21 protein-coding genes and 1 pseudogene are annotated in these 24,661 nt (G+C 39.1%); 12 read left to right on the forward strand and 10 right to left on the reverse strand.

Features of this window, described 5'->3' with window-relative positions; translation table 11 throughout:
* Positions 1–173: 173 nt before the first annotated feature.
* The 4 genes from QL989_RS10200 (at position 174) to QL989_RS10215 (ending at position 3,117) form a co-directional block, all read left to right on the forward strand.
* The gene (locus QL989_RS10200; protein ID WP_138764976.1) at positions 174–395 is read left to right on the forward strand and encodes a hypothetical protein; all 222 of its coding nucleotides are present in this window, start codon (positions 174–176) and stop codon (positions 393–395) included.
* The gene (locus QL989_RS10205) at positions 388–1,269 is read left to right on the forward strand and encodes a site-specific integrase (RefSeq protein ID WP_290170258.1); all 882 of its coding nucleotides are present in this window, start codon (positions 388–390) and stop codon (positions 1,267–1,269) included. The genes QL989_RS10200 and QL989_RS10205 overlap by 8 nt, the downstream gene beginning before the upstream one ends.
* Positions 1,270–1,796: 527 nt before the next feature.
* Positions 1,797–2,711: a zinc dependent phospholipase C family protein gene (locus QL989_RS10210; protein ID WP_290170260.1), complete on the forward strand. Its 915-nt coding sequence runs from the start codon at positions 1,797–1,799 to the stop codon at positions 2,709–2,711.
* 1 nt (position 2,712) lies between these two features.
* Positions 2,713–3,117, forward strand: a complete 405-nt coding sequence (locus QL989_RS10215; RefSeq protein WP_138764979.1) for a hypothetical protein — start codon at positions 2,713–2,715, stop codon at positions 3,115–3,117.
* 44 nt (positions 3,118–3,161) lie between these two features.
* On the opposite strand, the gene QL989_RS10220 is transcribed toward QL989_RS10215, so the two are convergent.
* The 3 genes from QL989_RS10220 to QL989_RS10230 all read right to left on the reverse strand — a co-directional run bounded on the left by QL989_RS10220 (position 3,162) and on the right by QL989_RS10230 (position 6,489).
* Positions 3,162–3,818, reverse strand: a complete 657-nt coding sequence (locus QL989_RS10220; protein ID WP_138764980.1) for an RloB family protein — start codon at positions 3,816–3,818, stop codon at positions 3,162–3,164.
* The gene (locus QL989_RS10225) at positions 3,819–5,090 is read right to left on the reverse strand and encodes an ATP-binding protein (protein WP_138764981.1); all 1,272 of its coding nucleotides are present in this window, start codon (positions 5,088–5,090) and stop codon (positions 3,819–3,821) included.
* 139 nt (positions 5,091–5,229) lie between these two features.
* Positions 5,230–6,489: a tyrosine-type recombinase/integrase gene (locus tag QL989_RS10230; protein WP_290170265.1), complete on the reverse strand. Its 1,260-nt coding sequence runs from the start codon at positions 6,487–6,489 to the stop codon at positions 5,230–5,232.
* 867 nt (positions 6,490–7,356) lie between these two features.
* Between QL989_RS10230 and QL989_RS10235 the strand changes: the two genes are divergently transcribed.
* From QL989_RS10235 to QL989_RS10245, 3 genes are read left to right on the forward strand one after another with little or no spacing between them, the layout of a single operon-like run.
* Positions 7,357–8,838: a PAS domain-containing sensor histidine kinase gene (locus QL989_RS10235; protein WP_290170266.1), complete on the forward strand. Its 1,482-nt coding sequence runs from the start codon at positions 7,357–7,359 to the stop codon at positions 8,836–8,838.
* Positions 8,835–9,257: a response regulator gene (locus QL989_RS10240; protein ID WP_290170269.1), complete on the forward strand. Its 423-nt coding sequence runs from the start codon at positions 8,835–8,837 to the stop codon at positions 9,255–9,257. The genes QL989_RS10235 and QL989_RS10240 overlap by 4 nt, the downstream gene beginning before the upstream one ends.
* A 23-nt stretch (positions 9,258–9,280) precedes the next feature.
* The gene (locus QL989_RS10245; RefSeq protein WP_290170272.1) at positions 9,281–11,002 is read left to right on the forward strand and encodes a GGDEF domain-containing response regulator; all 1,722 of its coding nucleotides are present in this window, start codon (positions 9,281–9,283) and stop codon (positions 11,000–11,002) included.
* Between the two features lie 17 nt (positions 11,003–11,019).
* Here the strand turns inward: QL989_RS10245 and QL989_RS10250 are convergent, their stop codons facing one another.
* The 4 genes from QL989_RS10250 to QL989_RS10265 form a co-directional block, all read right to left on the reverse strand.
* Positions 11,020–11,604, reverse strand: coding sequence for a methyltransferase (locus QL989_RS10250; protein WP_290170274.1), 585 nt, complete (start codon positions 11,602–11,604; stop codon positions 11,020–11,022).
* Positions 11,605–11,751: 147 nt separating this feature from the next.
* Complete coding sequence (locus QL989_RS10255; protein ID WP_008114111.1) at positions 11,752–12,000, reverse strand: hypothetical protein; 249 nt, start codon at positions 11,998–12,000, stop codon at positions 11,752–11,754.
* A gap of 91 nt (positions 12,001–12,091) precedes the next feature.
* Positions 12,092–12,643 carry a redoxin domain-containing protein gene (locus tag QL989_RS10260; RefSeq protein WP_290170277.1) on the reverse strand — a complete coding sequence of 184 codons (552 nt, stop codon included), beginning with the start codon at positions 12,641–12,643 and terminating at the stop codon, positions 12,092–12,094.
* Positions 12,644–12,654: 11 nt separating this feature from the next.
* Positions 12,655–13,236: an NAD(P)H-dependent oxidoreductase gene (locus tag QL989_RS10265; protein WP_198522966.1), complete on the reverse strand. Its 582-nt coding sequence runs from the start codon at positions 13,234–13,236 to the stop codon at positions 12,655–12,657.
* A 121-nt stretch (positions 13,237–13,357) separates the two neighbouring features.
* On the opposite strand from QL989_RS10265, the pseudogene QL989_RS10270 reads away from it, so the two are divergent.
* Positions 13,358–13,718, forward strand: a pseudogene (locus QL989_RS10270) (helix-turn-helix domain-containing protein).
* A gap of 39 nt (positions 13,719–13,757) precedes the next feature.
* Here the strand turns inward: QL989_RS10270 and QL989_RS10275 are convergent.
* On the reverse strand, positions 13,758–15,251 hold the full coding sequence (locus tag QL989_RS10275; RefSeq protein ID WP_008468433.1) for an acetyl-CoA hydrolase/transferase family protein: 1,494 nt from the start codon (positions 15,249–15,251) through the stop codon (positions 13,758–13,760).
* Positions 15,252–15,638: 387 nt separating this feature from the next.
* On the opposite strand from QL989_RS10275, the gene QL989_RS10280 reads away from it, so the two are divergent.
* Positions 15,639–16,235, forward strand: a complete 597-nt coding sequence (locus QL989_RS10280) for a hypothetical protein (protein ID WP_054200650.1) — start codon at positions 15,639–15,641, stop codon at positions 16,233–16,235.
* 47 nt (positions 16,236–16,282) lie between these two features.
* On the opposite strand, the gene QL989_RS10285 is transcribed toward QL989_RS10280, so the two are convergent.
* Both QL989_RS10285 and QL989_RS10290 read right to left on the reverse strand, forming a co-directional pair.
* Positions 16,283–16,834: a flavodoxin family protein gene (locus QL989_RS10285; RefSeq protein WP_290170283.1), complete on the reverse strand. Its 552-nt coding sequence runs from the start codon at positions 16,832–16,834 to the stop codon at positions 16,283–16,285.
* Positions 16,835–16,945: 111 nt separating this feature from the next.
* Positions 16,946–18,646: a cyanophycinase gene (locus QL989_RS10290; RefSeq protein ID WP_290170286.1), complete on the reverse strand. Its 1,701-nt coding sequence runs from the start codon at positions 18,644–18,646 to the stop codon at positions 16,946–16,948.
* A gap of 352 nt (positions 18,647–18,998) precedes the next feature.
* On the opposite strand from QL989_RS10290, the gene QL989_RS10295 reads away from it, so the two are divergent.
* The 3 genes from QL989_RS10295 to iadA all read left to right on the forward strand — a co-directional run bounded on the left by QL989_RS10295 (position 18,999) and on the right by iadA (position 24,650).
* Positions 18,999–21,926 carry a TonB-dependent receptor gene (locus QL989_RS10295; protein WP_290170289.1) on the forward strand — a complete coding sequence of 976 codons (2,928 nt, stop codon included), beginning with the start codon at positions 18,999–19,001 and terminating at the stop codon, positions 21,924–21,926.
* A gap of 141 nt (positions 21,927–22,067) precedes the next feature.
* Positions 22,068–23,471, forward strand: a complete 1,404-nt coding sequence (gene yfcC / locus QL989_RS10300) for a putative basic amino acid antiporter YfcC (protein WP_138570819.1) — start codon at positions 22,068–22,070, stop codon at positions 23,469–23,471.
* A 12-nt stretch (positions 23,472–23,483) separates the two neighbouring features.
* A complete protein-coding gene (gene iadA, locus QL989_RS10305) occupies positions 23,484–24,650 on the forward strand; it encodes a beta-aspartyl-peptidase (protein WP_290170292.1) in 1,167 nt (388 codons plus the stop codon).
* Positions 24,651–24,661 lie beyond the last annotated feature (11 nt).

The following is a 24,661-nucleotide window of genomic DNA, read 5'->3' on the forward strand; positions in this document are numbered from 1 at the left end:
CACATTTAAGGCGTTATATCGGCGCTTTCTGCTGCCGTTTTTCACGTAAAGAGGAAATTCATTAAGGCGAGATCGGTCCGAGCCTTTCGCATGTGCGAAAAACAGGGGCGAATAGGCTTCAGTGTCGCTGAGTAACTAAGTTGCCAGTTAATCTTACAACCTTGGAGATAGACATGACTTTTGATCTGAATAAAGAAATCGAACAATTAAATGAGCTAAAAAAGCTACGTACTAAAAAACGGCATAAACCTTCAAAGCTCGACAAATACCAGTACCAGCTCAGGAAGTTTTATGAAAATGGGACTACAAAATCTGACCTTCAACTTTGGCTAGCTAAACGAGGGGTGAAAGTGCATTGGACAACTGTAAAACGGTGGATTGATAAGAATGCCTAAATTTGCCAAAGCTGAAACGCAAGCCAAAAACGTTATCAAAGGACTAACTAAAACAAAGCGTATAAAGTCTCTAGGTACTGCCAGAAACTATATGCAGTCACTTAAGACGGTTGCCAGCTGGTCCAAGGACATCGGCATTAATGGCATTCAGGCTATGAGTACAGAGCAAGCACGCATGTACCTCGATTACAGGGCTGAGATTGTTGGTCAGAAAGCCTTGGATATGGAACGCCAAGCAATACAAGCGATGATGCAATTCAATGGCAAATTACAACCAAAACAGACTCTTTACAGAGTAAAGTCGTTATTAGAAGAAATAAAACGCTCGCGTGCATACACAGCTGAACAAGCTAACGCCATCTCTCAACGACAAACTGTTAAACACGAACTAGCAACACAACTTGCTTACGCCGCAGGCTTGAGAGCCCATGAACTATTAACACTCTCTAAAGCAAGTGAAAGACCGCCAAATAACCGCCCAGCCCTAGATTCGAAATGGCAGGGCCGAAGTGGTGAGCTATACACTGTAGCAGGTAAAGGCGGCTTGATACGCCATGTATTAATACCAAACCATCTTGTTAATCAATTAGAAGCTAAAAAGCTCAAGCAACCTATCACAGTCACCGATAGAGAAATTAACTATTTGCAGCATTATGATATTGGTGGTGGAAAAAAATGGTCTGATTCTTTTTCTAAAGCCTCTAACCGCACCCTACTCTTTTCAACTGGCGCACACGGCCTCAGGCATAGTTATGCTCAAGAAAGAATGGTTGAGCTTCATACACTAGGTTTTAAATATAAAACGGCCTTAGAGACCGTTTCACAAGAGATGGGGCATTTTAGACCTGAAATCACTGAGGTGTATTTACGTTAAATTAAAGCTACCGTGAAGATAGCTTTAATCTCAATTCTGACCTATTTCTTTGATGATTTACTAGGTTTTAATCCTGGGGTGTTCCCTGGAGTATTTTTATTATCACGTCTACGTTTATCAGGTTTGCCAGTTGAATCAGCAATTGGTTTCGGTCCAGGTTTAAGAGCCATAATCGTTATCCTTTCAATTAAGAGGAAATCCCTCACTTACGAGTGTAGCTTAAACAAATATTTTGGAAGGCATTATTGATAAATATTTGCACTTCCACTTAATCGAAAAAGTGTAATTTTGTCTAAAACCTGAAGACATGTTACGGATACATAATGGCTATGAAAACTTAATTAGATGAACTGATGCTAGATAGGTTTAAATGTTAAGTGGCTTTAGAAGCCGTTAAATAAGAGGTGGGACATTTAGGACTGAGATTAATGAGGTTTATCTCAACTAAATTCCTCTTAACCACTTGACTAATTATTGCACTATTGTAAGTTGTTAATACATTAAAGATTTAGTACAAGGACTTACTCATGCCTGGTGCATTCGCACATATAACAGCTGCTAATTTAGCAACTGATAACAACGCCCTTTCAAAAATGGATATTCCAAACCAAGCAAAATTAATTTTAAGTACAAACCAGAAGTATATTGAATTAGGTTGCGTGTCACCTGATTATCCTTATCTCGCTGTTGGCAATTCAGAACAAAATAAATGGGCTGATTTAATGCATTATCAAAATACAGGAGATGTAATTAAAGAGGCGGTAAAATATTGCAAAAGTCTTGAAGGGTTTGCAAAAGAAAAATGCTTTGCATGGCTTTGTGGCTATATGTCGCATGTAGCAGCAGATATAACTATACATCCTGTAGTCGAACTAAAAGTTGGCTTATATGAACATAACCAGGCAGCACACAGAACATGCGAAATGAACCAAGATTCATTTATCTGGCCTAAGCTAAATCTTGGGGAAATTGGTCTGGCTGATCGAGTTGAGCTAAACATTGGTTCATGTACAAATCAAGATAATTGCCTCGATGATGATATAAAGAAAATTTGGAGTCACGCTTTAACTAGCATACATAGTGAATATGCTCATTCAACCGCACCAAATTTTGATATTTGGCACAGCGGTTTTCAATTAGTTGTAAATAATGCTGAAGAAGGCTACAGGCTTTTCCCTTGGGCGAGACACGTTGCGGCTGAGAATGGCCTTCTATACCCAAGGCAGGATGAAATTGATTATAACTTTATAGAAAACCTTAATACTCCTAAAGGAGTGATGCACTATGATGAAGTATTTGATTTGGCGATTGAAAATATTAAATATTTTATATCAAATATTGCAAATGCTGTTTTTAATGATGAACAATGCACCCAAATTTACAATTGGAACTTAGACAACGGCAAAGACGAAAATGGAAATCTAACAGCGTGGAGTATTTAAAATGAAATACATTTTTTTAATTATAACAATTATTTTATCTGTGGGCTGCTCTAGCTCAGCTAATGCTCATGACCCTGAAAAAATGGCTGACCTTGCCTCACAATTAAAAGATATTTCCGCAGCTGTTGATGGAACATTGAAGTTTAGTTCTGAAACTTATACTGATCCACAAAAACTACTATTAGACGCATTAAGAAACGATAAAGCCAAACTGGAAGTATTTAAAGATTATCAGTTAAAAATCGTTATTCAAGAGAAAAACGCGGTTTTATTGCTGTGTGAAGAAGAAACTCTACTAATCGAGGATGCTGGGTGTACAGCAAAATCAGATTTACAACATTGGAAGTATGATGAAAATCAGATTTGCGAAATTACATTACAATCTAATCAAATTTGCGGAACATGAAATAAGTTGTAACTAAATAAGTAACCCTATATCAAAATTAAACTCTACTTTTTAATATTGATTAAGAACTCAACTAATTCGTGCATATTAGTAGAAGGGTTATCACACCCAGTTTTTAAACTCTCTTCGAGTGATTTTTTAGAGTTTCTAATACCAACATTTAATTTATCTTCTAATTGACTAAAGGTATTTTTTGCTCCTTTACTATAATCTGGCAAAAACTCTTTAAGCCTCTGAAGTGTCTTATCCCCTGGGGACTTTTTTCCTGCTTTAACAATACTGGCTGTCGTATATGTAAAATGAAGCAGTAACCAATACTCAAAACATGGAACTGACTTAATACAATAGTATCCCGGAAGGTTTCTTATCGCTATCACCGTTTCTTCGTAACAAGTATGGCTATCCTTATCAAATACACAATAGATCCGATCATAGTTAAATCCCTTTGCTTTTGACTTTTTAACTTGCTGTTTTGCGTACTTTAATATGCTGCTCGGTGATGAGTCTGATTCACCATCAATTACTATATTTGCTACACTGAGCTTGTATCTTGATACAAGCTCATTTAAATAGTTAGGCTCAGTTTTTAAACCTTCAGTCACGACTAAAACCGTTTCATATGGTGCTCGTTTTGCTGCTTTTCTTTCTTGCTTTATCTTTGCAGCTCTTTTTCTACGGTTGAAAATATCATCTTTTCCCATCTAATTTACCCACTTAATTAGTTTATCAATAAATGGAAGTGCTCCATATCTCCCTGATAAATAACCTAATTCAATATTTTCCGTCCCCTTTCTAGGAGAGAAGTCAAGAAGTGAATATAAACTAGTTTCTAGATTGACCTTTTCAGTAAACCAAATCTGGTCTCTTCTGAAAATATCCTGAGATAAAATTGATGTTTCATGAGTAGTAAAAATAAGCTGAGCGTTATACTTATTAATATCTTTACTGTTAAACAATGAAACTAGATATTCAACCATCTTTGGGTGTAGATTCGAATGTAGTTCATCAATTACTAAAATCAATCCAGAATTAAGTGTGTCGATAACTGGTCCAATCAAACCAAATAGCTTTTGAGTCCCATCTGACTCCTCATCAATCTCTAAAGAAACAGGATTCCCGTTATGATCATTTCTGATAATGTTTACTTCGTAATCAACATGCTCTTTTAGTTCATTAGCAAGATGGGATCGAACCTCCTCTGGAACATCGACAGGTAAGTCATCTACATTAAATGTTACAGCTTTTACATTAATATCATCAATAGACATGTCAGCGGCATTTAAGAAGTTAAGTAGCTCTTTTTTAGTTTTTTTGTCCGTACATAACTTAGCAGAAAAAACATTACTATAACCAAAGATACCACCAAAATGCAGTTTTTCCTTAAACCAGTTATATACGGGTAAAAGCTGTTTATTGTTTAGTTGGACTACATTAGAAAGAAACAGTGAATTTTCTCTTGTTGTCTCTTGATATGTAGATTTTGGACCGTGAAATGATTCGCTAAATTTATAAAGCGTTTCACCTGAACTCTCATCATAAATTCTTGTAAACCATCTTTGGGGTCGACCTTTTGGATAAGCAATTAACCACTCATCTTCGATTCGGTTGCGACTTACAACTGTCCCATACTGATACTTGATACCATCAAAAATAAATGTAATCTCAAATTCTGTCGGATTTTGAGCACAAATATCATCATATTTGAAAGGCTTTACATCTAACTCTTCACCTGAGTTGCGATCATTTGCTGAAGAAATAACTAAAGATTTGAGGGTTCTAATTGCTTTTATTACATTGGACTTTCCCGAAGCGTTAGCCCCATAAATGACTGTAGAACGTAGTAGTTCAATTGATGGCTTTTCTACTTTAAAAGTATTACTTTCCATTAATTCAGAACTTGAGCTTTTAAGCATAGAAAAGGTCAAAGTATCTTTGATCGATCTATAGTTCCTCACAGAAAAATCAATAAGCATTATATTTATAATCCAAAATAATTTGTTGCCCTGAGAATAACATAAAAATCAACATAAGATAATTTTTAGTCGCTTATTTACAGAAAAAATGCAAAAAAGAGACTGTAAATCGATTTAAACCAGAGTAAGATTAGCTTTACTATTTGAAGTAAACCTTCCCTCCCCACTCTTCCAAAGCTTTGCGACGCTTTTCCATATACTCCTGCATATTATAAACGCCCTGTACGCCCTGCAATTGATGATTAAGTATTTTTTCAATTACAATAGGGTCTGTACCGATATCATCATCACCCAACCTAGTAGAAACGGTTCTACGTAAATCATGAGGTACAAACTTTGGTACACCCAATTGCTCTAGTTTACGACTGATAGAGCGTGATAGTGAATGCCTATCAATAGGCTGCTCACCTGGACCTGATTTATTGGTTGTTGTGCTCGGGAATACATATTTAGAGTTGAGATAGCCAAATGCTGCGCGTAACTCATCAAGCAAAATAACCATATTTTGAGTAACCGGTACTTTATGAGTTCTTTCGCCATTTTTATTTTGCTTAACGCGCTCGGCTGGGATTGTCCATATCATTTTATCAAAATCAAACTCTTGCCACTGTGCGCCTGTGACTTCTATTGGCCTACAACCAGTTAAAGTAATACACTTCAATGCGTATATAACTTGTTGGCTTATACCTAGCTTTGGTAGTCGGTCAAATACTTGAATCACTTCTTCAAATTCGAGCGCTCTGGTTCGCGACTTTTCTAGGCCACCCACGCTTTTCTTTTTCACTGTGCTGATGGGATTACCTTGGATTAAATCTCGCTCAACACCAAAATTAAACATTTGCTTTAGAATGGATAGTGTTTTATTCGCCTGCGTTTTAGCACCTCTATCAGTTATTGGATCAAGCACCTTTTCAAAAATTTCACGGCGGGTTATTTCTTTAAGTTTGTAATTACCAATAAAGGGCAAAATGTCTTTTTCAAACATTCTAATAACAGGGTCTACATCTTTACGGTTAGCTTTAATATCTCTTTCTATAAACTCATTCGCAAGCACAGCAATTGTCGGTGAGGCGCTTTCTTGCTTTTCAATCTGCGCTGCTTTCTTATTTTGTAAAAAAACATCAATACCACGCGACACATCACCAATATATTGCTTAGCAAGCTGCCTGGCCTCACTCACTGTTATTACCGATGAGCTGCCTAAGGCTAATCTTCTTTCTCTTGAACCTCGGCCTCCAAGGCGGTAATACAGATAATATACTTGTGAGCGTTTACCCTCCTTATTTGGTCTTCCAACATTAAGATAAAAACCGGAGATCTCAGTGTCATTAATTTTGGTAATTTCCAAAGGAATATTTTTGAGTATAGATTCAGTTAATTTTACTTTAATTGACGCCATTTTTCGCACACCTAGAGTTAACTCTAAATTTTTGTCGCACATTTATCGCACGAGCTGATTTTAGTTCACTAAACTTCACGTTCATTCACTAGGTATAATTTAAAAGCACAATCCTTTCAATAGCAATGAGTTACAATAACTTTAAATACTTCACGATAAGACACGTTAAGTCACTTTTGTACACTAAAGAACACAGGTAATTTTTATGGGGTGGCAGGGGTCGAGAGTTCGAATCTCTCCATACCGACCATTTAAATCCTTTCATAATTCTATATTATTCAATAAAAACTGCTTTCCTTTCGTACTACCTAATTTAATAATAAAAAATATCGCACATTTATCGCACCGACTAATTTACTGACTGTTTTTCTGCTTTTTGATTTCCATGGTATTGAGATTATGTGACGCCACAGTTAAATACTTTTCAAATAATAAAGAAGCACGTATCTACTTTTAATGTATTGGATTGAGTTCGTTGATGTGCAGCTATGAGGAGCTACTTAATAATATATATCTGGAGTCAAGATTAAACCATTTACTATACATTAGTTTGTCTTCAAACCCTGCCGAGCGCCAAGAAACTGTTAACACAAATAGTAGCAATACTGAGATCAGCATTTTTGAAGTCTTTGCAATAGAGAGTAAGATTATTTAAACACTAACTATATTTAATAAGCACTAAAACCAACATACCCCAACCCGATCCTAAATCAATGTGCCTTTTTTAACCATAATGACTCGCTAAAATATAAGAAGAAACTATTAAAATTGGCATTTAAATAACATGATCTTCCTATAAATTTGCTGTTCAATACTTGTTCGACTATTACTATATTATAGGAACTACATTTACTTGCGGGATGCTTGATGGACCTTAAAAAAGTAAATAAAAAATCTAATTCACCTAGTTCAAATGTAAATATGGACGAAGCCTTTTTAACTCAACTAGTTAGTTGTTTACCCATGGGGGCAATGGTAGTCAATACCGATGCTCAGATCCTTTTTGCCAATAGTCAACTATCTGAAATACTGGGGTATGAGGATTCAGAACTCATAGGAATGAACATAGATAGTTTACTTCCAGCGCAATTTAAAGCGAACCATACCCATTTGATGAGTCAGTTTTTTGTTAACCCTCGAAAACGCTTAATGGGTGAAGGTCGTGAGTTATTTGCGAGTCAAAAAAATGGTAAGCAAATCCCAATCGAAATAGGCTTAAACCCAATACACGGACAACAAGAGTTAGTTTTAGCCACACTGGTTGATATATCGCAAAGGCTGCGCGCTAACAATATGTTTCAACGCTCTATTCAGGCTGCACCACATGGTGTGTTAATAGTAGACCAAGCGGGCATTATTCAAGCGGTTAATCAATCGTTATGTAAATCTTTTGGCTACAGTGAAATAGAATTACTCGATAAAAAAATGGAAATGCTATTACCGCAGCGCTATCAAGGGCACCATTCAGCACTTCGCCATTCATTTCATCGTGAACCCAGTGTCAGAAGTATGGGAGTAGGCAGAGATTTAACCGCCTTACACAAAGATGGAAAAGAATTCCCAGTTGAAGTGGGCCTGAGTCCTTTTATAAACACAAATGACGAAGACATGGTATTTGTGTCCTTGTTAGATATAACAGAACGAAAACGAATGGAAACCGAGCTAAAAGAAAATAACACTAGCCTGAAAGAATTTACCTATGTGGCCTCTCATGATTTACGCTCTCCATTGCGAGGCATTTCAAACTTAATTGAATGGGTAAAAGAAGATTTGGGCACTACCACGCCTGAAGTCGAATATAACTTAACGCGTATTGATGATCGTATTCACAAAATGGAGACGTTAATAGATAATTTATTGGCCTATGCAAGAGCTGGTAAAGCCAGCCTAGATACTCAAGTAATCGATATGCATAAATTAATTTATAACGTTACCGAACTGTTAGATTTACCAGTTGGAATGAAGATTCATAAAGACATTCAATTAAATACCATCGTGACTGCATGGACGCCACTTGAAACCGTGGTCCGTAATTTATTAAGTAACGCTATTAAACACCATGACAGTAAAGAAGGAACTATAGAGATTAGTTGTGTAGCAGAAAATACGCTTTGCCATATCACTGTGACTGATGATGGACCCGGTATACCACCAGAGGCTTACGAGCGTATTTTTAGTTTGTTTCAAACAACTTCCGATGATAAGTCGGTTTCAGGTATAGGGCTGTCTATTAGTCGGCGCCTTGCACAAGCCCATGGTGGGCGCATTTCAGTTAGTTCAAATGAACCGCACAAAGGGTCAACATTTCATGTTTGGTGGCCACGCTTTGCTAGGAAAGAGAATTTATGATCAAAAATCTATCCATACTACTTGTTGAGGACGACGATGTTGCCGCGGAAGCCGTTACAAGAAGCTTAAAAAAAGTTGATCCTAAAATTAAAATAATTTGGAAACAAAACGGAAAACTTGCGCTAGATGCGTTACGAGAAAAAGCGCAACAAAAAGAAATATCGGAGCCTTACTTGGTATTACTTGATTTAAATATGCCAGTGATGAATGGGTTTGAATTTTTAGACCATATTCGTAAAGATAAAAACTTGAACAATACCGTTGTATTTATACTAACGACCTCCAATGAGGATAATGATCGTACTCGCGCGTATCATAACAACGTAGCAGGTTATATGGTTAAACATGCAATTGGCCCGCAGTTTGCCAAGTTAGCGATACTTATGGATGCTTATATACAAGCCATTGAGCTTGAATAAGCCATTTTGCAAGAGATATGGATATGAGAACTTCAATAGATGATTTTGAAAGCTGCGACACTATTAATCTACTCATTGTTGATGACGATGCGGTTGATAGAGAACATATACGTCGTATGATATCTCGCTCTAACATACAGGCGAAAATTTCAGAGGCTTCCTCTATTGAAAGCTCGATGTCTTACCTTGAACATGGGGAGTTTGATTGTGTCATAGTGGATTATCGATTAGGTATCGGCTCCGGGCTTACCCTGCTAGATAATATTAGAAAGTCTGTAAATAATCATTGTGCTGTGATTATGATCACGGGATTGGGAGATGAACAAATAGCAGCAGAAGCTATGCGACTAGGAGCAAGCGATTATTTACTTAAAAACCAATTAAAAAGCACTCAGTTGATACACTCTATATCTAGCTCTATTCAACGCGCAAGCTCAGAGAAAAAACTTCATGTCATGGCACATTACGATAGCCTAACAGGCCTAGCAAGCCGCCCTATTTTAATCGATCAACTTCAACAAGCTATTACATCTCACCAAAAGCTCGCCGTTGCCTATTTAGATTTAGATAACTTTAAACCTATTAATGACAAATACGGTCACGAAATCGGAGATTTCGTGTTGAAAACCATTGCCCAAAGGCTACAAAACACATTACGCAAGGAAGATACACTAGCGCGTATTGGTGGAGATGAGTTTATCCTTTTATTAAGAGGGGCTGCGCACACAATACAAGAATATGAGATTCTGTTACAAGACGTGCTGATTGAGGTAAATGATCCGATAAAATTAGCAGAGTTTTCGTGCTCCGTTCAAATTTCAGTCAGCATCGGCGTTGCACTTCCCAGTGATGATGGCTTAACTTGTGATGACATTTTACGAAGAGCCGATCAAACTATGTACCAAGCAAAAAGATCAGGAACAAACCGGATTCTGTTTTTTGATCCAGAGGAAGAAAGCCTAAGGCATGCAAGACATGATTTGTTATTGGCTGCTGAAAAAGGCATTGCTCGTAAAGAGTTTATTCTACATTATCAACCAAAGGTAAATTTAATGGATCACCAGTTGATTGGCGTTGAAGCCTTAATACGCTGGAATCACCCTACTTTGGGTTTACTTTACCCTGGTCACTTTTCAGAGGCATTAGAGCACCCACACATTGGTATATTAATTGGTGAATGGGTACTTGCTGAAGCCTTAAAACAACATAAAATTTGGACTAGAAATCATCTTTCTATGAGTGTAAACATCTCTCCAGCTCATTTACTTAGTGAGGGCTTTGTTGAAAACCTCAGAGAGTTACTCATCAGCACTAATAATATAAAACCAAAAACCCTCGAATTAGAAATTTTAGAGAGCACCACCATTGGAAACGTTGAACAGGCAGTCGACGTTCTCAATGGCTGTCGAAATTTAGGGGTAAGTATTGCGTTAGACGACTTTGGTACAGGTTACGCCTCTTTGAGTTACTTAAAAAAATTACCTTTAGATACATTAAAAATAGATCAAAGCTTTGTTAAAAAGCTCCTATCAGACCATGAAGACAAGTCCATCGTTACCTGTATCGTGGCGCTAAGTAAAGCATTTGGGTTTAACCTAATAGCAGAGGGGATCGAGTCGCAAGAGCTCGAAAAAGTACTTATAGATATGGGTTGCTATCATGGGCAAGGCTATTATATTGCCAAACCAATGTCTGCAGATAACATGAACTTATGGATAAAAAATATGACATCAACTAAGCACTGAATCCAAATAATATCCCTCTATTTGGATTGCCAGTGGTATACATAAATAGGCGTTTGGTAAAAATCTTTAAGCTTGATAACGTTAGTTGGTTTACATGAAGGTAAAGCGAAGGTATTACTCACAATAGTGATTTTATTATTAACTTTTTCATGCTTTAACTTATCTTCAAGCGCTACCATACCACCAGGAAACAAGTAACATACCAAAGTAGACGCAGAACTAAGATCGGCATTTTTGAAGTCTTTACGATAGAGGGTAAGATTACCTAAACCCAAACTATATTTAAAAAGCACTGAAACCATCCAAGGAAACCACGATAACTCATAGCCAATAACATGTTTATTAGGATAATTTTTAGCAACCGCTATAACGAGCGTCCCCCAACCTGAACCCAAATCAATTAATGCGCCTTTTTCATCCATGCTTATTGCATTAAGCATAGTTTGGCGCGCTTTGTTTGAGCTCATCATCGGTGAAATTCCCGTTTTTAGCGTGCTCCAAACAATAGATAAAGCGATTAGAAGAACTAAAAAGAAAAGTCCGATAGCAATAAAGTCCATACTAACTAACACCTGATAACGGTTGAATATTGATGATTTCACCTGAGCTATTTCGCTTTTACATAATAAAACTAGTGAAACCATTACATAGCGTGCCATTTGTGTAAATTTATTTTATATTTGACACCTGTTTAAAATAAAACCACAAAAAAAGCGCCATTTGGCGCTTTTTAAATTAGTAGTAAGGTACTAGTGCTTACGCCCTACGCCGTTGCGCACCATGTCTTGTCCGCTTTGGAAGATCTCTTCGGTAATTTCACGTGCTAATAAAAGTTGTTGCTTGTCATCAAACACGGCTACAAAACGGCTGCCGTCAGCATTGTTAGTTGCCATACCCACGCCTGCTACGCCGGTTAAACCTAGGCCGCCGTTTTCAACTTGCAGTAAAAAACTTTCAAGTTCAGCGAGTGTATCGATTGCAGTTAGTTTGTTTTCCATTATGGTTACTCTGTGTTGCTCGCCATAGCGAGTCTGTAAATAATATGCAGTTATTTTACAGATCATAGTGGCAAACTTAAACCATCAAACATTAACCTTTATGCATTCCACGAATAGGGTAATTATTATCAGGGTTTTTAATCCAAGTTATACCTCGCAATAAAGTAGACAGATCAGGTCTTACAAATGGATTATTTGAGATATCAACAACTTGTACTGTACCGTGTTCATTCAATACATACACAGCAGGCTCAGCAAATAAATGGTCTGTTTCTTGAGCGTTGCGAGGTTGAGAAACATACAGCCCTAACGCATTCATTTGTTCAGGCTTTAATTCAAACGCAATGGGGTAACTCACTGATAACTTCTCTTTATGTGTTAACAACTGCGCTTCGCTGTCGGCCGATACAGCAATTAAAGAAACTCCAATGTCTTGTAATGACTGTTTAATTTCTTCTAACTGATTTAGATACTGCGTACACATAGGACAATGCTGGCCACGATACACAACCACCATTTGCCAAGCAGCGTCTTGCTGGACACGCCCTAACTCTACTTCGTTACTATTTAGTACAGGGCAATTAATCTTTGGGAAACGACTCCCCGGAAGAAGTTTATTTGTATACTGTGATGCATTAGTCATTGTGTTTCCTCTCAAAAGTGTGTACTTATATGTGCTTTAAAGCGCGCTAAGTCAGTATCTATATCGGCGTTTTTCATAACATCAAAACAAGCAATGGTAGGCATTGCTGTCATACCAAAAAACTTAAAGTTCATATGCATTGGGAACATTAAGTCGTCAACACTTTTACCATTAAAAAATTCTTCTGAATTGTTAAATGACTCCTCTGGTGCGTTAAATGTGAGTGACATCATATATTTAGTATCTTTAAGTGTGCCACCTGTGCCATAACCGCTTTTTGGGTCGTCCTGGTGACGACCATCGCCATTACACATGGCGCCACCCATACCGGCTGTATACACCTCGTCCATATATCTTTTAAACGAAAATGGCACGCCCATCCAGTTAATAGGTGATTGCAGTAAGACAACGTCAGCCCATTTATGAAGTGCTAATTGTGCCTCTACATCAATACTATCTGTCATAGTTACGGTTTTAACTTCATGGCCTTTTTCTATCAGTATCGATGATGCTACATCAACTAGGGTGGCATTTAATTTGCCCTCTGAAAAAGAATAATATTGGTGTGCATTTATAATGAGTACCTTGCTCATGTGATCTCTCCAAAAATAGTACAAAAATTGGTCTTTACTTTAATGTGGTATATAATAGTTACCTGAAGAATAGATTCAATTAGTATACTTTTAGTAACCACCCTATTTTAGAGGTTAAATTTTGGAAAGCTCTATAGAAACAGATAGTAAGGGAAGAAAAAAAAGTTTTAAATGCCTGCTTAGAACCTTGTGCTATTGAAAAAGGAATGCGCTTAATTGGCGGGAAGTGGACAAGCTCTATTATTTATCACTTAAAAGATGAACCTGTTCGCTTTAATGATCTAACTCGAATGTTAGGTGGAGCGAGCAAAAAAATGATAGATCAACGTTTAAAAGAGTTAGAGGCCAATAAGATGGTTTTAAGGACGGTGATCAGCACTAGACCTATTGCTGTCACCTACGAGCTCACTGAGTTTGGGCGCTCTGCACTAGGAATTCTTCACGATCTTAGGGTTTGGTCTGAGTCTAATATTTTAGACTAATTACAAAATAAAAACCCCGCAGATGCGGGGTTTTATGTATTAACTTTGCTTCATTGTGCCTTGTTGCTCAAGGCGGGTATGCCAGCTGAATGCCTCTTCTAAAATATGAGGCGTATGACCGCCACGAACACATGCACGCTCGTAGTAGTCAAGCATGGCGTTGCGATAATCTGGGTGTACACAGTGCTTAATGACTTCAATTGCACGTTCGCGTGGCGCTAAACCGCGTAAATCAGCAAGGCCTTGCTCGGTTACTAAAATATCAACATCGTGCTCAGTATGATCAACATGGCTTACCATAGGCACAACACTTGAAATAGCGCCACCTTTGGCAATTGATTTAGTTACAAACACCGATACATGCGCATTACGTGCAAAGTCGCCTGAACCACCAATACCGTTCATCATTTTAGTACCACACACATGGGTTGAGTTAACGTTGCCATATATATCAAACTCAAGTGCCGTGTTAATTGCAATAATACCTAAACGACGCACAATTTCAGGGTGATTCGACATTTCTTGTGGTCGAAGTACTAGCTTATCACGATACTTTTCAAGGTTATTAAATACTTGTGAGTTACAACGCTCTGATAAAATAATTGAACACCCTGATGCAAAATTAAGTTTACCCGCATCAATTAAATCAAAGGTAGAATCTTGTAGTACCTCTGAATACATAGTGAGGTCTTTAAAATCAGAGTCTAATAAACCCATCATTACTGCGTTGGCAATGTTACCTATACCGGCTTGTAATGGGCCTAGGTTTTCAGGCATACGCTCTTGTGCTACTTCTTCTTTAAAAAAGTTCACTAAGTGACGTGCAATAGAGGCTGTATCTGCATCTGGGTCGGTAACGGTTGAAAATGAGTCACTTTGATTGGTAAATACAATACCCACAATTTTAGCCGGATCAATTGGAATTGCAGTACTACCAATGCGGTCATCTACTTTCACTAGCGGCACTGGCGTACGTGTAGGACGATAAGATGGAATATAAATGTCGTGCAGCCCTTCAAGCTCTGGCTGGTGTAACATATTAATTTCTACAATTACCTGTTTGGCAAAAATAGCAAAGCTGGCTGAATTGCCCACTGACGTTGTAGGTACTATGTGGCCTTCTTCGGTAATAGCAACGGCTTCAATGACCGCTACATCAGGCATCGTTAACTGATGATTACGTAGCTGTTCAACGGTTTCAGATAAATGCTGGTCAATAAACATGACCTCACCGTTGTTAATCGCTTTACGTAATGTGCTGTCTACTTGAAATGGCATACGACGCGCTAACGCACCTGATTCAGTTAGTAGCTTATCTAAGTCGTTTCCTAATGACGCGCCCGTCATTAGGTTAATTTTCATTGGGTTTTCACGCACTCGCTCTGCAAGCGCACGTGGTACAGCTTTCGCTTCACCGGCACGAGTAAAACCACTCATACCCACGGTCATACCGTCTTTAATAAATAAACTGGCCTGCTCTGCAGACATTACTTTGTTGTGTAAGTCGCTACGACGAATTCGTTCTAATTGCATTTGGAACCCCTTAAACCCCATTTTTATTTGGCGCTATTCTAAGTATTTCCTTATGCTTCGTAAGCTAGACCTAAGTCTCATTTACGCATTGTTGATATAAAAACATCGCGAAGCGTTTTAATTTTGTACACTTTATTACTTAACTTATTGGTGATAATAAGGTTAAAATACTAAAAAACGCATACAACTATTTAACTCACTGAGTTTATAAATAAACAAAATCAATTAAAATCAACAGCTTAAAATTTCAATCAGGAAGGTTGAAATTTTTAATTGTATAAAAATTTAGCCGCGCTATGCGGAGCTTACAAAATAATAAACTGTTCATTCATTGGGCAGTAACCTTGTGAGGAATAGAATCCACAATTTAGGTATTAAGGAAAATACATGGATTTGTCTGACGAAGAAATTAACTTTTTATCTGGCTTATTTGAACCTAGTCAAAGTAGTGCATTAATCAATGAAACAAAGTTAACAGTACAAGCATCAATACCAGATGGTATTGCGCATTTACTTGGTCAAGCTAAATTAACCTTATTAGCAGAAGTAGCCCACTACCAACTATGGTTCCCACTTCAATTTAAAACCGATGAATTAGGCCATTTCAGTACTGTATTAGAAGCCCCCGAAGTAATTGACACTAAAGGTATTCAGCGCAGCTGGCGGTTGAGCGAATTAAATATCCAAAGCCAAGGTTTTTGCATTGAATCTATATCTAGCACAGGGATATTTTTAAAACCCACATCAGTACACAGTGAACTTGATGAGTTGCAGAATATGCAATTTATTTTACCCAACGAAGCGGCGATATCATTAGATATAGAACCGGTTAGGCAGAGTAAGTGTGGCATAGCAGCAAAAATTAAACACATTCACCATGGTAAAGAGCAGCTAAGAGCGTATTTATTTGAAGTTCATAAACGTCAATTTTCAAGCTTATACCAGCTAGAGCACAAACAACAAAAATTGGAATTATCAAACTAAAAAAGCCACACAATGTGGCTTTTTTAACTTATTTTATCGAGTGACTTTTACTTTAAGCGTTTGGCCACATCAGCTACACGTTCGCCGTATAAACGAGCCGTTTCTAAATCGCCTGATGGAATTGCAGATTCATCTGCATCAGTAGGTGATTGCACTAATACACCAACTGAACCTCCTAAGTTATTGATATCTTGACGAGTTGATTCCAGTTTATTGGCTGGTGGTAACCCCAGACTTACCCAAATTCCACCATGTTGCGAAGCCAACGTTTGCATACTAATTAGAGTGACTTGTTTGTCGCCATTTAGGCTGCCGCTATTGGTAAACCCGCCAAATACTTTGTCTTTCCACCCCATGGTAAACCAAACTTTAGAGGTAGCATCAACAAACTTTTTAAACTGCCAAGGATATGAGCCCATATAAGTAGGTGCGCCAAATATAATGGCATCTGCATTGTTTAATGCATCCCAATCGGTGTCTTTTATGTCGCCATTCTCATCGATTGCAATAAACTGAGCGTTTGCTCCATCAGCTACAAATTCAGCCACTTTTTTGGTATGGCCATATCCCGAAAAATAAATAACCGCTACTTTACTCATGAACCTTCCTTTTGTTGTGATTTAATAAACACGCTTTAAATATAGTATGGCCGCTAAAGTTAAAATCAACTAAGCAGCGTGTTTAATTAAATTAGCTTGCGTGGCATTAAATTAAAAGGTACTCACTGCAATTTCTAAATTACTCACCGCACAGCCATACTGCGCAGCACTAATACGGTGATATGCCGACTCAGGCGTGGTAGATAGGCTAATAATAAACTCATCTTGCTGGCCAACAGCCGTTTGTTCTTGGCTAAGGCACATGGCTTGCGTTAAAGAGCGTAATTTGGCCTGCGTTAAAATACTGCCAAAACGCTGAACTGGTAAAGGCGGTATTTTAATTGCTGGCAATGCTTGGCTAATACTGCGCTGACTTAAGGTAAAATCGTTATTTTTAATATCAATCACACTGCCCACAGGCCAATAAGAGTAACTATAGGTTTTAGTTTTAGCCTGAGCTTGCCCTGTTGATTTAACCATCACTACACCATTTTTGCCAATTACAGTCATTAAATTGCCAGCTTCAGATTTAATCACCACTAGAGCGGTGGTTTCGTCTACACCAAAACCGAATGTCGGCTGATCTTGGTTTGCGCTTAAGTCGTCGAGCAAAGTGCCTAGTCTTAATGTACGGTTTCGCTCGCTAAAGTGTGTATCGAGTACACCGTAACTAAATGTGCCTAAACCCCCAAAGCGGTTGTAAGTTAAACTATCGCTGTTTGAGCGTTCACTTGGGGCATCAATGGCTTGTGCGCCTTCTTTCAATGCCGACAAGCTAGTGCCATTGGTGATCATCACCACATTCCCGGCGTGGGCTTGCCCACCACTTTGCACCGCGGTACCTGCACTTGTTCCAACAATAACAGGGCGAGACTGTAATGCTTTTGTCCAAGGGTAAGGCTGGTTATTTTCATCAAATAATACTTTTCGAGTTAGGCTTTGATCGCCACCATTAAACATCACACCGGTACTGTTTTTTATTAGCTCTACTAAAGCGTCGGTGCCTTTTTTACACAATTGATATTCAGCTTGTGTGCGATCAGGGTAAATATGTTCGCGTTGATATAGTCCCATTTCGGAGTGCCTAAGCGTGGTTAAATCATCACACTTGTTGGTGGTTATTGCTTTAGCAAGCGCAGGGGTTAATGCAAGCCATTGCGAATTTACATTAGGGAAGCTTAGTAATCCTTCATAAAAATCAGCAGATTCATAAGGATCTCTACTTGAGGCGGTAATGGCCAGTATACTCGGGTTAGTATCATTAACTTTTAAACTACCCGATATAAACTGCAAAATCTCTGTCGCCGCCGATTCGCTATTAAGCGCAGTATTTACCTGCTCTTTTAGTCGCTTGTTGTCGCTTTGGATTTGCGCTACTTCAAGCATATCTATTACAAAATTGTATTCTTGATCCGATAAACTATTGAGCTGTTTGCTATCAATATCGCGCCACAACCATAACAGTTCTTTTTTCGATAATGTGGGCGATGACTTAGCCTGCATTGTTGCTAAATTTTTAATAGTGTTATTTTTAGCTTGGCTATTTTTACTGGGCCATTGTTGCTTTATTTGGCTAATTTTAGTGTGAGAGAGCGCAAATACATTATGCGTTTTACCCGAGATCTGAGTATTTTTTTCACAGTTTTTAGAGCTTAAACTGGCACATGTTGTGAGAGCTCCACCCACTAAAACAAGAGTTTGATTAGACTCTTTTGCGCTTAATTGTAGCGAAAAAGCAATTAAAATTGAGTAAAAAGCGGTTATTATTCGCGATTTAACTAACCGCTTGTTTGGTAAATTTATTCGTTCCATTATGTTACACTCATGTAAAAAATTATAAGAAATAACTTGCGAGAGCGTCTCTCACTTGCTATAAAAAAAAGGAACTTTAAAACGCGAGTAAGCTAGCACCCATTTGCTAGCTTTGTCAAAAACCTTTTTGGAACGAGAATTATGTTTAAAAAAGCAACATTGCTTACAACATATTTCTACTCACCACACTACCTTTCGGAGTGGTTTGACGAGTAGCCCACCACCTCACTAATTTCTGTGAGGGGCTCAGCGTGTCATTTCACCATTGCCCTGTCTAAAAACCATAATAATTAAAGCCTTAAGAAATATTAAACCTATTTCTGCGCGCTTAAAAAAGACAAAAGGTACTACAATGTTTCGTCAACTAACTATTGCGGCCACAGTAAGCGCTTTACTGAGCCCTGTCACTTGTGTGTATGCACAAGAAACTCAAACTAATACCAACATTGAACGAGTAGAAGTAACAGGATCTCGCTTAAAAGGCGTTGATCTGGAAGGCACTATTCCACTAACCGTGCTAGACCAAGATGCAATCAAACGCTCTGGCGCTAATACTATTCATGAATTACTCAAAGATTTATCTGTTTTTAAAGGCGGAAGTGGCACATTTTCAACCTCTGAAAGTGGCGGTACGTCTACCTCAACACCAGCGGGTCAATCAGCAGCGAGCTTAAGAGGCATGGGGCCATCAGCAACGCTTACATTAATAAATGGGCGAAGAGTTGCGCCTAGCTCATTTGCTGCAGGCACTGAAAACTTTGTAGATGTGAATTCTATTCCACTTGCGGCCATTGAACGTATTGATATTTTAGCCACCGGTGCATCAGCCGTTTATGGTGCCGATGCTGTAGCGGGTGTTATTAACTACATTTTAAAAGATGATTTTGAAGGCGCTGAAATCAATACTTCGTTTGCCGATAGCTTTGATCAACATGACGAAAGTAAAAAACAATTAAACTTAGTGTATGGTACAAAAATAGGCGAGAGTAACTTAACGGTATTTGCAGATATATATGACCGTAACGCTTTTAAAGCGACCGATCGCGATTATACCGCCTCACCTTCATTAGTGAATGGTTACTCCTATTTACCTAAGCTGGAGAACTCACCTAATATTTATTATTTCAGCAGCCGAGATGGTAACGAACTTCCATCACCAAACTGCAAAACCGAGTTAGTTACTACTGAACTTGATGAACAAATTTGTGCTTACTACCCTAATCAAGATGATTACCTAGAAACGCCATTTGAAAGCCTTTCAACCGGCTTTATGTTTAATAGTGAGCTTGGTGGTCTACAATGGCATACTGATTTTTTTTACAGTCAGACCAAGGCAAAAGCGTATTCATCGCCCTCACCTATTAACCAAATTAATGACGACGACGGCCCGTATGTTTTAGAAGACGCCTTATTTATTTACGATAATGCCGATGGTAGTAATGATTTATTAGATCAACTCTACATTGACCCATTTGATACTCAAAGTGGTCGAGAAGTGTATGGTTTTGCATTTGATGCGCGCTTTAATGCCCCAAGAACGGTGGAAGTAGAAACGAAAAACTTTCGCTTAGTAAGTAGCCTAAGTGGTGAAATTGGTGATTGGGGTTGGGAATCTGGTGTTACTCTTTCTCGCTCACGTTCAGAGCAAGAAGCGATTGCAGGGGTTTATAATCGCAACAAGTTCCATGGCGCGATTACAGGCGAGCTATGTTCAGACGGTACGCTGGCAAGTTATGACGGTACTGACTTAAATTGTGCATCTGGGGAGTTGCTACCTTTTTACAACCCTTTCCTTCAAGGCGACGCCGCTAATGATGCCGTTTTGGCAACAGCGCAAGCTCGCCCAACACGCAGTGGAGAAAGTACTGTTTACGGCTGGGATGCTAACTTTAATGGTGAACTATTTACCTTTAACGACCTACCAGCCTATGCCTCATTTGGGGTAGAAGCACGACGTGAAGAGCTAAGCGACATTCCTTCGCTTAATTCACAAGCTCAAGCAGATAAAGACTATCTTGTTGATGTATTTGGCTTTGGCTCTAGTTTATCAGAGGCCGATCGCACTCAATATGCAGCGTTTGCTGAATTAAGTATTTCACTGAGTGAGCAAATAGAGCTACAAGCAGCGGGTCGATACGATCATTACGATGATTTTGGTGGCACCTTTAATCCTAAAATAGGTTTGAGCTATCGCCCGACTGATTCGTTAGTTGTTCGTGGTTCATGGTCAACCTCGTTTAGAGCACCATCATTAACTCAAGCTGGCGTTAAATTAAGAACCACGCAATCTACTTTTGACTGTGGTGCCAACCAAGCTGTAGCCGATTTATACTGTATGGGTGATGGCACCCAAGTGAGTGTTAATTCGTTAGAGTTAGGTAACCCTAATCTAAATGCAGAAGAATCTGAGGCTATCAGTGTTGGCTTTGCATGGAGTCCATCGGCTAATACTAATTTAACCCTTGATTATTGGCAGTTTGATCATGAAGAAGTAATCGATACCAACATGACCGCAGTGCTCGACCGCGCTATAACTGATGCGTCACTTCGTCACTGTGGCATTGTCCCACCGGGCGAGCAAGGCATATCGTACGATGAAGCATTATGTGATGTCACCGACACCAGTGGTTTAAACATAGAGCAAGACGGCGCTAATTTAACTGAAATTTTAAGCAGTTATATAGATGAATTTAACCCACGTGATGACGAGCTATTTTTACCGTTGTTTCGCGATCATGCTATCCCACTTGAAAACACTGGGTCACAAACATTAGCAGGCATAGACTTTAAGTTTGACCATAGGTTTGTTTTACCAAGCGGCGATTTAACCTTTGCGTTTGACGGTACTCATTACCTTGAGTTTGAACGTAATAAACCGGGGTCTGACTCGTTAGAGAAGTTGGTAGGAACTTATCGTTACCCTGAAAATATTGCGCGTATGTCAATAGATTGGGAAGCGCAAAATTACTACCTTAACTTAGGTGCAAACTACACCAGCAGCTACGAAGATGATATAGAAGGCCTGCGTGGTCGTGAAATTGATGAGCTAGATTCGCTTGGCGTATTAGACTCAAAAGGTGAGCATCAGGTTGATGACTGGCTCGTTTGGGATTTATCAGCGGGTTTTTATGTTAATAAATCGCTGACTTTGCGCGCGCGCATCAATAATATTTTTGATAAAGAGCCACCCACTCTTTATGGCTCAAGCCGTGGCTTTGATTCAATTAATCATAATGCCCTAGGTGCTAATTATAAATTAAGTATTAGCTACCGCTTTTAACCGCTTAGCCGCAAAGCAAACGCTTTGCGGCCTTCCTTTTATTACAGGTCATGGCTACAGTGACACTGCCTATTAAGTGCTAAAGTACGTTTAAGCGTTTATTTACGCATCAACACAATGACCTTTTATTAAAGTGAAATTATGAAACAAAAACAATTTTCTATGCCAGATGCAAGCATCATTTTGCTGTGTGTGGCAGTGGTTGCCTATATGGCCACGGTATTTATTACCCCTGGGGTATTTAATGCAGAATCTGGTAGCCACACTGTGCAGCTTTCACAATATCAAGCCGTTAACGACCAACAATCACCACCTGTTTTTGCACAAGGTGGCGACATTGGTTTAGCAAATGTATTGTTTGAAGGCTTAGTGTCGGGTGATAAATATGGTGCAGCTATTGGCGTAATGGCGTTTATTTTAATCACTGGCGGTGCCTTTGGCATTATTATGAAAACCGGCGCGATTAATAACGGCATTATGGCACTTATTAATAAAACCCAGCGGGTTGAATGGCTGTTTATTCCCTTACTGTTTTTACTATTTTCGTTAGGCGGCGCGGTATTTGGTATGGGCGAAGAGGCTATTGCATTTTGTATTGTGCTGCTCCCTATTATGCAACAACTTGGCTACGACGCTAAAGTCACTGTACTTACAACTTACGTGGCCACGCAAATAGGCTTTGCCACCTCATGGATGAACCCTTTTAGCATTGCTATAGCGCAATCGATAGCTGAAATCCCAGTATTTTCTGGTGCGGGCTTTCGTATGTTAGCGTGGGCTTGTTTTACCCTTGTAGGCCTCGTGTTTACAATGCGCTATGCAAAACGGATAAAAACACAATCCCAAAAAACGGGTGATCAGCCAACGATTAAACTCAGCCTAGCCGATGCACTCACATTATTAGTGTTTGTATTGGGCATAGCCTGGGTTGTATGGGGGGTGATGGCGCGCCAATATTATATTCCTGAGCTTGCTGCACAGTTTTTTTGTATTGGCCTTATCAGTGCAATAATTGCCATCGTGTTTAAAAAGCTAACCGCGAATGAGTGCGCGGAAGCGTTTAAACACGGTGCACAAGAATTATTGCCAGCGGCGTTATTAGTCGCACTGGCTAAAGGCATTGTATTACTATTAGGCGGTAGTGATTTAACCACTCCCTCAACTCTCAACACCCTGCTTTATTACTGTGCAAGTAGCATAGCCAGTGTGCCAGATTACATTGCAGCTTGGGGAATGCTGGTGTTTCAAAGTGTATTTAACTTTTTTGTTTCATCGGGTTCAGGCCAAGCTGCCATCACTATGCCGCTGATGTCTCCACTTGGCGATTTGCTCAATGTATCAAGGCAAATTGTAGTATTGGCCTTTCAATTAGGTGATGGATTAACCAACATTTTAATTCCCACCTCAGCTAGTTTAATTGGTTGTTTAGGTGTGGTGAAATTAGATTGGGGAGAATGGGCTGCGTTTATTTGGCGCTTTGCTCTAGCACTTTTTGTATTAGCAAGCGGCTTTATATTTCTTGCTTACTTTATTAATTATCAATAAAAAGAATTTGTTATGTTAACTTTAATTCAAGGTGCAACCGTTTATGCACCTACCTACCTAGGCACACAAGATGTTTTAATTGGCGGTGGTAAAATCATTGCTATTGACGAAAATATAATCCTCGACAGCAGTGTACTCGTCAAACGAATTGACGGTAAAAATAAGCTTGTTACGCCGGGGTTTGTTGACTCGTTAGTGCATATTACCGGTGGCGGTGGCGAAGCTGGATTTGCCAGCCGCACCCCTGAAATGAACCTAACCGATGCAACCCTATCGGGCACTACCACAGTGGTGGGCGCACTGGGTACCGACTCAAGCTCACGTACGCTTACCAATTTGGTTGCCAAAGCAAAAGGCCTAAAAGAGCAAGGGCTGAATGTATTTTGCCATACCGGTTCGTATCATTTACCCGCTAAAACTCTTACTCACTCAATCACTGACGACATCATGTATATAGAGGAGTTTATAGGTGTTGGCGAAGTGGCTATTTCTGATCATCGCAGTAGCCAACCTACGGTCCAGCAATTAGCAGAATTGGCAGCCGAGGCCAAAGTAGCCGGTATGCTCAGTGGTAAAAAAGGCACCGTGAGTATTCATGTCGGCCCTGTTGATAGCCATTTAACTATTTTGCATCAGGTGGCTCAGCAAAGTGATATTAAGCTTAAACAGTTTTATCCTACACATATGAACCGCAATAAAGCACTTCTTGATGCCGGTATTCACTTTTGTGATCAAGGCGGTACTATCGACTTTACCACCAGCACTACCGATTACGATTTGGCCCACGGTGAGTTCGCAGCAGCCCATGCCCTTGCTTATTGCTTAGACCAAGGTGTAGCAGCAAATCAACTCACTATGAGCTCAGATGGCCATGCTAGTTTACCTATTTTTGATAAAGACTTTAACTTATTAGGGCTTGAGGTAGGCAAAGAGTCCTCTTTATTAACCTCGTTTCAGCAAGCAGTTAAGCAATATAACGTCCCTATTGAGCACGCTTTAATGAGCATAACCAGTAACCCTGCCGATATTTTAGGACTTGATAAAGGCCGCCTTAAAACAGCGAGCGACGCGGATGTTGTGCTTCTCGATAAAGAGACCTTAACCCCTGAGTATGTATGGGCTAACGGCACTTTAATGGTGCAAAACCGCCACGCGGTTATAAAAGGATTGTTTGAATAAACTAGAACAGC

Source organism: Pseudoalteromonas sp. APC 3224, from assembly GCF_030407535.1.
Taxonomy (GTDB): Bacteria; Pseudomonadota; Gammaproteobacteria; order Enterobacterales; family Alteromonadaceae; genus Pseudoalteromonas.